Below are 11191 nucleotides of genomic sequence, written 5' to 3' on the forward strand. Positions count from 1 at the left end.
GGGCTCTCTTCCGGTTCGGTCGACGGACGGAAGAGCTGCACGAACGAAGCCGCTTCGTAGCCCCACCCGCTCCCCGCCGCACCCACTCGGCGACGCACCGCAGGGAGCGGGCTCACCGAGCCGGCTGGTTCGCTGGGTAATTGCCGCATCTCGCTCCGCGAGGGCGCGAGCCGGCGTGTTGCGCTGGCTGGTTCGGGCGCTCACTTCTCGGCCACCCCGGCGGAGTCGAAGGTGGCGACGTCGTGCAGGACTCGGGCGGCGGCGGCCACGATCGGCCAGGCGAGCACCGCGCCCGTGCCCTCGCCGAGGCGCAGGCCCAGGTCGACCATGGGCTCCAGGCCGAGGTGGCGCAGCGCGACCGAGGCGCCGGGCTCGGCGGAGCGGTGTCCTGCGACCATCGCGCCGACCGCGTCCGGGGCCAGCGCCGCGGCGGCGAGCGCGGCCGAGTCGGCGATCACGCCGTCGAGGATCACCGGGACGCGCCGTGCGGCGCCGCCCAGCACGAAGCCGGCCAGGGCGGCGTGCTCCAGCCCGCCGACGGTGGCCAGCACACCGACCGGGTCGCCCGGGTCGGGCCGGTGCAGGGCCAGCGCCCGTTGGACGACGCTCACCTTGCGGCCGTGGGTCTCGTCGTCGATCCCGGTGCCGCGCCCGGTCACGTCGGCCGCCGCGGCGCCGGTGAACGCGGCGATCAACGCGGCCGCGGGCGTGGTGTTGCCGATGCCCATGTCACCGGTGATCAGGCACCCGGCGCCGCCGTCGACCAGCTCGCCGGCGACCCGGATCCCGACCTCGACGGCCGCGGTCGCCTCCGACCGGGTCATGGCCGGCTCGACACTCAGATCCCGAGTGCCGGGTCGGACGTTGGCTCGGACGAGTCGGGGGCCCTCGACTACTTCGGGGTTGCCCTGGGCGGGCGCGGCGACGGCGGAGTCGCCGTCCGCGGCGGCCGGTTCCGCGGTCAGCAACGGCGTGGCGACTCCGACGTCGATCACGACGACGCCGGCGCCCGTCTGGCGCGCGAACGCGTTGACGACCGCGCCGCCGGCCAGGAAGTTGGCGACCATCTGCGCCGTGACCTCCTGCGGCCACGGACTGACCCGCTGGGAGAGCACGCCGTGGTCGCCCGCGAACACACCCACGACCGCAGGCTCCGGCAGCGGTGGCGGGTTGGCGCCGGCGAGACCCGCGAGGCGTACACCCAACTCCTCGAGCGACCCCAACGAACCCGGCGGTTTGGTCAGGGTGGCGTGCCGCGCGTGCGCTGCCGCCATGGCGGCGGCGTCGAGCGGCCCGATCGCGGCCAGCGTGTCGGCGAGGAGGCTCATGTCCTCCATGATCCCGTCCAACGGAGAAGGGGCCCCTCGCGGGGCCCCTCCGGTCATTTGACGATCGCTGGTGACGGTGCGGTGAAGTCCTGGATCGGCTGGCCCTTCAGCGCGTCGCGCAGCGTCTGCGCCACGGAGTCGATCGGTTTCTGCGACTGCGCGTCACCCACCGCGTTGAACGGGTTGTCCGGGTCGGCGATGAAGCTCGCACCGGCCAGTTCCTTGGTGAAGCCGACGAACCAGGCCGACCGGGTGCTGTCCGTGGTACCCGTCTTGCCGCCCACCGGACGACCCACCGTCGCGGTCACGCTCGGCGCCGTCGACCACTCCTGGCAGGAGCCGGTCTTCGCCTTGCCACCGGTCGGGCACCGGGCCGCGTCCGCCGCCGCCCGGGCGACGTCCTGGGTGACCTCCTGGCGGCAGCGCGGCTTGGACACGTCCACGGTGTCGCCGTTCGGGTTCTTCCAGGTCACCTCATTGCCGTCAGGCGACTTGATCGAGGTGACCGGCAGCGGCTCGCAGTAGACGCCGTCGGCGGCGACGGTGGCGTACGCGCCGGCCATCTCCAGCGGGGTCACGTCCGAGACGCCGAGGGTGAACGCGCCCCAGGTGCTCGATCGCGGTGGCTTGGCCATCATCTGGTCGACGTCGGTGCGCCAGCGCAGCCCGAGGCGCTCGGCCATCTTGACGGCCTTGTCGGCGCCGACCTTCTGTTCGAGTTGTACGAAGTACGTGTTGACGGACTTGCCGAAGCCGGACCACATCGCATGCCGGCCGGTCATCGCGCCGGACGCGTTCGACGGGCACCAGCGACCGCCGCACGAGCCGGGCCCTTCACCCGGGTACTGGGACACGAGCCTCATCGGCGAGTCGAACGCGGTCGACAGCGGCAGCCCGGCGTCCAGCGCGGCCAGCATCGTGAACATCTTGAACGTCGAACCCGCCTGATAACCCGGCATGTCACCGCCGCCGAGCAGCGGCACCACCGTGTTCGGGTAGTTGCCCTTGATCTTCGCCGCCTTGGCCGGGTCGGAGTGCGTGCCGTTCTTCGACTGGTCCAGCGAGTAGACGCGGTTGACCGCCATTGACTTGACCAGGCCCGTGCCCGGCTGGATGACCACGAGGCCGTGCGCGAACTTGCTGTTCGACTTCTCCTTCTCCATCACGTTCTTCTCGGCGATGGCCTGGATGTTCGGGTCGAGCGACGTGACGATCTTGTAGCCGCCGCGGCGCAGGTTGTCCTCGCGCTGCGCGGCGTTCTCGCCGAACGCGGGCTGCTCGGCCCACCACGCCTTGAGGTAGTCGCAGAAGAAGCCCCAGCTGTTGAGATTCTTCGGCACCGAAACACAGTCGTTGGCCGGCGTGCTGAGGTGGAGCTCGATCGGCAGCTGCTTGGTGGCCGCGTTGTCCTGCGGGCTCAGGTAGCCCATCTTCTGCATGTTGTCGAGCACGTAGTTGCGCCGGGCCGTCGCCGCGAGCTTGTCCTGCGTCGCGGGGTCGTACTCGGTGGGCGCCTTGACCAGACCCGCGAGCGTGGCGGCCTCGACGAGCGTGAGGTCCGCGGGTGACTTGGAGAAGAACACCTCGGAGGCGGCGTAGATGCCGTACGCGCGGTGTCCGAAGTAGGCCGAGTTGAGGTAGCGCTCGAGGATCTCCTGCTTCGTGTACTGCTCCTCGACCGCGAGGGCCAGCCGCATCTCGCGCAGCTTGCGGGCGCTCGTCTGCTCCGTGGCCTCCTGCACCTCGATGGGCGTGGTAGCGCCGTCGCGCTGGGCCATCCGGACGTACTGCATGGTCAGCGTTGAGGCGCCCTGCTGGACGCCGTCGCTCTGGTGGTTGGCGACGAAGGCGCGCGCGATGCCCTTCGGGTCGACGCCGTTGTGCTCGTAGAAGCGCTGGTCCTCGGAGGCGACGATGGCCTGCTGGATGTACGGCGACATCTGGGAGATCGGGACGTACTTGCGATGCTCCTCGTAGAACATCGTCAGTAGGGTCGTGCCGTCGGAGGCGTACACGTAGCTGGTCTGGGCGGGGGGTTTGACGCTGAGCTTGGTCGGCATGGCGTTGAACGCCTCGGCCCCCTTCTTCGCGCCGAGGCCGCCGACGGCGACGAGCGGATAGGCGACCGCCGCCACGACGACACCGGCGATGAGCCCGGCCCGCAGCAACGGAGCGAACCGGCTGGTCGTGGAGAGGGCGCGCTTAATCACCAACTCAAGTTAGGACATAAGGGGATATGTCCGTAGTTGAAAGTGAACAACGTCTACGTCTCATGTTCCTGACCGCGGGGTACGGTCGTCCCTGTGTTCGAGCTGGGACATCACGGCGATGCCGAGGTAGGGCCGGGGCTCGTCGACCTGGCCGTCAACGTGCGGCAGGCGCCGTTGCCGTCGTGGCTCGCCTCGCCGTTGGCCGCGTCGCTGTCCTCGCTCGGCGCCTATCCGTCCGCGGGCCCGGCCCGTGCGGCCGTTGCCGCACGGCACCGCCGGTCGCCGTCCTCGGTCCTGCTGACCGCGGGCGCCGCACAGGCGTTCGTGCTGATCGCCCAGGCGTTCCGGTCCGCGGTGTCGCCGGTCGTGGTGCACCCGCAGTTCACGGAGCCGGAGGCCGCGCTGCTGGCCGCCGGCCACCAGGTCGCCCGGGTCTTGCTGCCGCCGCCGTACGTCCTGGACCCGGCCGTGGTTCCGTCCTCGGCGGACCTGGTGTTCGTGGGCAACCCGACGAACCCGACCTCGGTCCTGCACCCGGCCGCGGCGATCGCCGCCCTCGCGCGACCGGGCCGCATCCTGGTGGTCGACGAGGCGTTCGCCGACACCACGCTGGGCCCGTCCGGGTCGGCGGAGCCGGAGTCCCTGGCCTCCCGCACGGACCTACCCGGGTTGATCGTCCTGCGCAGCCTGACCAAGACGTGGGCCCTGGCCGGCCTGCGCATCGGCTACGCCCTGGCCTCCCCGTCGGTGATCGGCGAGTTGGCGGCGGTACAGCCGTTGTGGCCGGTCTCGACGCCGGCCCTCACCGCCGCGGAGGCGTGCGCCAGCCCGGTGGCGGTGGACGCCGAGCACGCGATCGCCCGGTCGCTGGCCGCGGACCGCGCCCACCTGCTGGCGCGGTTGGCCGAAGTGCCCGCGGTGACGGTCGCCGCTCCCCCGGCGAGCTCGTTCGTCCTGCTGCGCATACCCAACGCGGACAAGGTCCGCCTGGCGCTGCGCGACCGCGGCTACGCGGTCCGCAGGGGCGACACGTTCCCGGGCCTGGGGACGGACTTCGTCCGGGTGGCGGTGCGTGATCGGGCGACAACGGACGCCTTCGTCACGGCCCTTAAAGCAACGATCACCTCCTGATCCTTCGTCTGGCGCTCGTCAACGACCCGGCCGCGCTGGCCGGTCCAGGCCGGCCCTCCGGCGCAACCTCGGGCACCCGAGCGGAAGCTCGCAGCGCCGTGAAGGTAGGCCTGCCCCGCTCACAACCGACACCGCGGTGATCCAGCCCGCGCCGGATTCCGGCAGAACGTCGGCGTCCTTCTGCTCGCCGGCGTCGTCGTCGCCGGTGTGGCGGTCCTGCCCGGAGCCGCGGTGGCCGGGCCCGGGGTCGACGCAGACCTGAGACCGTTGCATTCGCCTGCGGTGGCGGGCGGCATCGAGCGGGGCGGAAGGCGAGCGCGCGGCCCGGGCGCCGGGTTGGTCTCATACCCATTACATCGGAACGATCAAGCCGTTTGGTTCGCCCGGCAACTGACCGATGCCGATCCCCACCGGCGCTTGTTCCGGGCCTCAACCGCGTGGCATTCGCGTCAGATGCCCCGCGCACGACCTCCGCAGCGTGCCACCGGAGGCTGGCGGCAGGTCAGTTCAGGTCCGGACCGCCAGGAGCGGCGAAGCGGGCGACGAACCGCTTCTGCCACGGCGTCTCGACGGCGCGGCGGTCGTAGTGCTCCCGGACGTACGCCACGGCCTCCCGGGCCGGAACCCCGTCGATGATCGCGAGGCAGGCCATCGCCGTGCCTGTGCGGCCACGGCCGCCGCGGCAGGCGAGTTCGACCCGGTCCGTGGCGGCGCGGTCCCACGCCTCCTGGAGCGCGAGACCGGCGTCGGCCGGGTCGCTCGGCAGCCACAGGTCCGGCCAGCGCACCCAGCGGCTCTCCCACGCGGTCAGCGAGGCCGGCTTGCCGAGCAGATAGAGCCCGAACGTCGGGGGCGGCCCCATCGGGTACGCCCGCAGCAGTCCACGCCCGCGGACCAGCCGGCCCGAGGGCAGCCGCAGCACCCCAGGGCCGGCCGGGTCCCACGAGTCGATCATGAGCCCACCATAATGGCCGCCTGCCAGTAGGAGGTTGATTCAGCCGTTTTGCGACACCGGGCGAATGGCGACGATCCTCCAGGACCGCGACCACGTGTCCGCACCGACCGGCGACCCAGCCGGGCGCGGTGGCAGGATCGGATCGTGAGCGTTCGTGATCTTCTGCGTGGCCTTCCCGTCTTCGCCCAGCCGCTTCAGTCGTTCGCGCCGGACGACACGCCCGCGACCCCCGACGAACTGTTCCTGTCCTGGCTCGCCGAGGCCATCGACGCCGAGGTCGTGGAGCCCCACGTGATGACGCTCAGCACTGTCGACGCCGACGGCATGCCGGACTCCCGCGTACTCCTCCTCAAAGACGTCGACCCCCGCGGCTGGCACTTCGCGACCAACGCCGGCAGCGCCAAGGGCCGCCAGGTGACGGACCGGCGGGTGGCGGCGCTGAGCTTCTACTGGCGTGAGGTGGCCCGGCAGGTCCGCGTCCGGGGGACCGTCGCCGCGCTGGAGCCGGAGACCTCGGCCGCCGACTTCCGCGCCCGGCCGGTCGCCTCCCGGGTGAGCAGCCTGGCCAGCCGCCAGAGCGAGGTCCTGGCCGACCCGGCCGACCTCGAGCGCGCCCTCGCCAGAGCCGAGGCCGCCGTGGCCGCCGACCCGGACACCCCGTCCCCGGACCACACCGTCTACGCCGTCACGCCCACGGCGGTGGAGTTCTGGCAGGGCGACGCCCAACGCCGTCACGTCCGCCTCCGCTACCGCCGCGTCGCCGACACGTGGCACAAGGAACTGCTCTGGCCCTGATCCCCGGCGCTACGCCCCGGCGGTCGAGCGGCGCAGGAAGGCCCAGTTGACCGCCCACAGGACCACGCCGCCCACGAGCAGCCACAGCGCCAGCACGTAGATCGACGCCTCGCGGACCATCGGGAGCAGGAAGATCAGCGAGACCACCGCGCCCAGGACCAGCAGCGCGGTGGGTGCGCGGAAGTGGGGATGGTCGACCGGATCGCGGCGCAGGTACAGGGCCGAGATGTTGACCAGCAGGAACACCGCGGTCAGGAGCAGCACCGTGGTGTCCGAGAGGTCGCCGAGGTCGTCCACGAAGAACAGCAGCACGATCGAGACGGCTGTGGTGAAGGCGATCGACACCCACGGTGTACGGCGCGGGCTCAGCCGACCGAACACGCCGGGCAGGACGTCGCGCTTGGCCATGCCGTACAACAGTCTCGATGCCATCAGCATGTTGATCAGCATCGTGTTCGACACCGCGATGATCGAGACGGCGGAGAAGATCTCGCCGACCGGCAGGTCCGGCGCGCCGACTCGAACCACCTCGAGCAGCGGCCCGCTGGATTCGGTGAGCACGTCCAGCGGCACGGTCATCGCCGCCGTGAACGCGACCAATAGGTAGACCACTCCGGCCAGGACCAGGCCGGTGATCATCGCGGGCGGGAACGCGCGGCTGGGCTCGTCGGTCTCCTCGGCCAGGTTGACCGAGTCCTCGAAGCCGAGGAAGGCGTAGAACGCCGTCGCCGCGCCGGACAGGACGCCGGTGACGACGCCGAAGCCCGTACCCGAGAAGGTGAATGCCTGGCTCGGGTCGCCGTCGCCGCCGCCGAGCACGACGATGCCGACGCCGATGATGAACAGCAGGCCGGCCAGCTCGATGCAGGTGATCACGACGTTGACCCGCACCGACTCGGCCACGCCCCACAGGTTGACCGCCGCGACCAGCAGGATGGCCACGATTCCGATCAGGACCATCGGCGGGTTCTCGACGCCGAAGAGACCCGTGAAGTAGTCGCCGCCGACCCGGCTCGCCGCGAACGTCGCCGAGGTGACGCCGGAAGCCATGATCGCGAAGGTGACGAGGAAGCTCAGGAACTTCAGCCCGAACGCCCGGTCGCAGTAGAGCGCGCCGCCGGCCGCCTGCGGGTACTTCGTGACGAGCTCCATGTACGCGAACGCCGTCAGGAACGCCAACGCGAACGCGACCAGGAACGACGCCCAGATCGCGCCGCCGACGTCGCCGCCGACCTCGCCGGTCAGCGAGTAGATGCCCGCGCCGAGGATGTCGCCGATGATGAAGAACGTCAGCATCGGCCGCGAGATCACGCGGCGGAGGCCGTCGTCGCTCGGTCTGGTCGGCTCAGCCGTACTCATATCGGTCGTCATGCGGGCGCCTTACCCAACCGTCGGTTGTGGCATGCCTCACAGTGCGGCGAGCGCGCGCACGTAGTTGACCTGCTGGTGCACGTACTGGACCTGGTTCTGATCGGTCACCCCAACGCGGGCGACGTATTGATGCCGGCCATTGGTCACGGTGACCTGCACCGTTCCGGTGTAGAGGGTCTCCTTGACCAGCAGGAACAGAAGACTGAAGACCGTCAGGAGACAGAAACCGAAGATCGCCGCGAGTACGGCCCACGTCGGCGTCTTCTGCGTCGTCTGCCAGAAGTCGTTGACCTGCCAGGTGGAGCCCGCCAACGGAAAACTGCCGGCCGGCGTGTGCACCAGCTGCGAGGTCACCTGGATCTCACCGATCTGCGCGACGACGGTGCCGTCGCCGCCGGCGGGCGGGAACGGGCCCGCCGGGCCAGGCGCGGCCGGGCTGGGCTGGGCGACCGGGGGCGCGCTGGTCGGCTGCGGCGGTGGCGCGTAGACCGGCCCGGGGTCGGACGTCGGGTCAGGAAGCGGCCCGAGGTCGGGCGTCGACCAGGGATCGGTCGGCGGCGGAAACTGGCCCGGGCCACTCGCCCCGGGCAGCGGCAGCGTCGGTTCTGTGCCCATCACGCAGCACCCTTCGTCGCGGCGGCTCCCCACGGCACCATACTGCGCGGCGCCCGCCACCGCGCGCCGCGACATACGGCGCCCCGCCGCCACCGCCGGCCGCGCAACACGGCGGCCTCCCGCCACCGCGTGCCGCGACGCGCCCACCACCGCGGACCGCGACGCGTCCCGGCAGCCGCGGAGCGGCGGGGTCAGGTGGTGCTGGCGAGTTCCCGCTCCTGCGGCGGAGCCGCCTCGCGCGGGCCGCGGGCCTCGCGCCGGGCCGCCCACCCGAACGCGAACAGCGTCATGACCGCGAACAGCCACCACTGCACGGAGTAGCCGAGGTTGAGCCAGTCGTTCTCGTAGTTGGGCGGGACGGCGGTGAAGCCCTTGTCGAGGGCCGGCACCTGGCTGTCGAGCTGCACGAACGCGCCGCGTAGCGGGTAGGGCAGCTCCGCGGCGATCTTCGGCACCGCGATGCGCCGGGTCTCCAGCTTGCCCTCGGCGCGGTCGACCCCGGTCCCGCGGCTCTCGGACAGCTTGACCGCGCCCGTCACCGTGACCTGGCCGGACGGGATCGGCGGGACCTTGGGCTGCGTGTACGCACCGCCGCCCGGCGCCGCCGGGACCCAGCCCAGGTCGACCAGCACCGCGGAGCCGTCGGATAGTCGGAGCGGAGTGACGATCTCGAAGCCGACCTCGTTCTCGACGGTGCGGCCGCGGACCAGGACGATGTTGGCCGGGTCGTACTGACCCGTCACGGTCACCCGCGTCCACTCCGTCGTGCGCTCCGGGCCCGGACCCGGCGTGCCGGGGCTGCCGCCGGGCGCGACCACCGAGTCGAGCGGCAGCGGCGTGGCGGTGTCGGTCACGTCGATCCGGTGGTTGACGTCCTTGCGCAGCTCGTAGCGCCCGTGCTGCCAGTTGCCGAGCAGCACCATCACCGTGGCGGCGACCAGCGCGAGCGCGAGGAAGCCCAGCCACCGGGGGGTCAGCAGGAACCGGTACACGGGAGAAGGCTACTGCGGGCGTACGACGGGTTTCCTGGCGGTCGCCGGGCGTACCCCGTTCGTCGATGTGTCGTCGACCTGATGTTGTCGTGCCCATTAGGTATCGTCGGACGGCTCGCCATTTTCCGACGAGGAGTCGCCGATGTCCGCCGTGCCACGGGTGGTGGTCAGCGCGCCGTCGTCCGGCCACGGCAAGACCGCGCTGGCGGTCGGCCTGCTCGCGGCGTTTGCCGGCCGCGGCCTCTCCGCCGTCGGTTTCAAGGTGGGGCCCGACCACACCGACGCGGCCTACCTCGGCGCGGCGGCCGGCAGCCCCGGCCGCAACCTCGACCCGCGGCTCGTCGGCGCCCACCGGATCGCGCCGCTGTTCGCGCACGGTGCCGAGGGCCACGACATCGCCGTCGTCGAGGGCACGATGGGCCTGTTCGACAGCCTCGCGGGCCGGGTCGAGACCGACTCAACCGCGGGCGTCGCCGCCGCGCTGCGGGCCCCCGTGATCATGGTCGTCGACGTCGGTGCGATGGGCCAGTCGGTCGCGGCGCTGGTGCACGGCTTCCGCGCGTACGACGAGTTGACCTGGCTCGGTGGTGTGATCCTCAACCGGGTCGCCTCCGACCGGCACGAGCAGCTCCTGCGCGAGGCCCTCGACGACATCGGCGTGCCTGTCTACGGAGCGCTACGCCGCCGCGACCTGCCGTCGACCCTGCCCCCACGGCACGAGGGTGTCGTGCCCGTCCTGCACCGTGAGGTCGAGGCGCTGCGCGGCATCCGCCGGCTCGGCGAGTCGATCGCCGGCGCCGTCGACCTCGACGGCCTGCTCGCGCTCGCGCACTCGGCCCCCAAGCTGTCGACGACGCCCTGGTCACCGGCGACCGAGCTGGCGGTCACCCCGGAGGACACCGCCGCCGTCCTGGTCGGTCGCCGACCGGTGGTCGCGCTCGCCGGCGGGCCGGGCCTGTCTTTCGCGTACGCGGAGACGCGCGAGCTGCTCGAAGCGGCCGGCGCCACGGTGGTGGCCGTCGACCCGCTGCGCGACGAACTCCTGCCCGAGGGCACCGACGCGCTGGTCGTCGGTGGCGCGTTGCCTGAGGCGTACGCGGAAGAGCTGTCCGCCAACCGCCGCCTCTGTGCCGATGTCGCCGACCTGGCCCGCTCGGGTCGCCCGGTGATCGCCGAGGGGGCCGGGCTGCTCTGGCTCGCCCAGGCGTTCGACGGCCGGCCGATGTGCGGCGTGCTCGACGCGGCGGGCACGACCGGCGACCAGATGATCGTGGGCTACCGCGACGCGACCGCGCGCGCGACGACGGCCGTGGCGGAGATCGGCGCCCGGGTGGTCGGCTACAAGCAGCACCGGGGTGTGGTCAGCCCACGCGCCGGGCAGACGCCCGCGTGGACCTGGAACGGCGGCACGCCGGAGGGCTTCGTCTGGCGGCGGGTGCACGCGTCGCAGCTGAGCCTGCACTGGGCGGGCTTCCCGGAGATCGCGCGACGGCTGGTGCTGGCGGCGCGGCCCGGCGAGGGCCCGGTGCCGGCGCTGGGTGGGTCGTGGGCGCAGGCGACCGGGGCCGTGCCGGTCGTGACGCCGCACGCGGAGATCGACTACGGCACGGGGCCCGCGGAGGCGCCGGCGGGCGGGGACGCACCCCGACTGCGTACGGTGCCGGCCGACATCGCACCGGAGTCCCCCGCCGTTGGTCCGCCGTCCTCCGGTCCGCCGCGCCTGCGGGTCGTCCCGCCGCCGGCCGACGACGGCGAAGAGCCGACCGACGGCCGAGGCTTCGCCCTGGCGGGCGG

At 72.2% G+C, this 11191-nt stretch carries 9 protein-coding genes; 3 read left to right on the forward strand and 6 right to left on the reverse strand.

Features of this window, described 5'->3' with window-relative positions:
- Window positions 1-200: 200 nt before the first annotated feature.
- Window positions 201-1328 (reverse strand): nicotinate-nucleotide--dimethylbenzimidazole phosphoribosyltransferase, encoded by a 1128-nt coding sequence (gene cobT, locus AB0H87_RS30195; protein ID WP_360153073.1) that lies wholly within the window; start codon window positions 1326-1328, stop codon window positions 201-203.
- 53 nt (window positions 1329-1381) lie between these two features.
- Window positions 1382-3538, reverse strand: coding sequence for a transglycosylase domain-containing protein (locus AB0H87_RS30200; RefSeq protein WP_360153076.1), 2157 nt, complete (start codon window positions 3536-3538; stop codon window positions 1382-1384).
- 93 nt (window positions 3539-3631) lie between these two features.
- Between AB0H87_RS30200 and cobC the strand changes: the two genes are divergently transcribed.
- Complete coding sequence (gene cobC / locus AB0H87_RS30205) at window positions 3632-4669, forward strand: Rv2231c family pyridoxal phosphate-dependent protein CobC (RefSeq protein WP_360153079.1); 1038 nt, start codon at window positions 3632-3634, stop codon at window positions 4667-4669.
- Window positions 4670-5171: 502 nt separating this feature from the next.
- Here the strand turns inward: cobC and AB0H87_RS30210 are convergent.
- Complete coding sequence (locus AB0H87_RS30210) at window positions 5172-5624, reverse strand: protein phosphatase (RefSeq protein WP_360153082.1); 453 nt, start codon at window positions 5622-5624, stop codon at window positions 5172-5174.
- A 144-nt stretch (window positions 5625-5768) separates the two neighbouring features.
- Here AB0H87_RS30210 and AB0H87_RS30215 point away from each other — a divergent pair, with 144 nt between their 5' ends.
- On the forward strand, window positions 5769-6419 hold the full coding sequence (locus tag AB0H87_RS30215) for a pyridoxal 5'-phosphate synthase (RefSeq protein ID WP_360153085.1): 651 nt from the start codon (window positions 5769-5771) through the stop codon (window positions 6417-6419).
- 9 nt (window positions 6420-6428) lie between these two features.
- On the opposite strand, the gene AB0H87_RS30220 is transcribed toward AB0H87_RS30215, so the two are convergent.
- The 3 genes from AB0H87_RS30220 to AB0H87_RS30230 all read right to left on the reverse strand — a co-directional run bounded on the left by AB0H87_RS30220 (window position 6429) and on the right by AB0H87_RS30230 (window position 9397).
- Window positions 6429-7778, reverse strand: a complete 1350-nt coding sequence (locus tag AB0H87_RS30220; RefSeq protein WP_360153088.1) for an APC family permease — start codon at window positions 7776-7778, stop codon at window positions 6429-6431.
- A 48-nt stretch (window positions 7779-7826) separates the two neighbouring features.
- The gene (locus AB0H87_RS30225; protein WP_360153091.1) at window positions 7827-8405 is read right to left on the reverse strand and encodes a hypothetical protein; all 579 of its coding nucleotides are present in this window, start codon (window positions 8403-8405) and stop codon (window positions 7827-7829) included.
- Between the two features lie 191 nt (window positions 8406-8596).
- Entirely contained in the window at window positions 8597-9397 is an 801-nt protein-coding gene (locus AB0H87_RS30230; RefSeq protein WP_360153094.1) for an SURF1 family protein, read from the reverse strand.
- A gap of 142 nt (window positions 9398-9539) precedes the next feature.
- Here AB0H87_RS30230 and AB0H87_RS30235 point away from each other — a divergent pair.
- Window positions 9540-11191 (forward strand): cobyrinate a,c-diamide synthase (locus tag AB0H87_RS30235; protein WP_360153097.1); only part of this gene is annotated, 1652 nt, incomplete at its 3' end.

This window comes from Asanoa sp. NPDC050611 (genome assembly GCF_040654855.1).
In the GTDB taxonomy this organism is placed as follows: Bacteria; Actinomycetota; Actinomycetes; order Mycobacteriales; family Micromonosporaceae; genus Asanoa.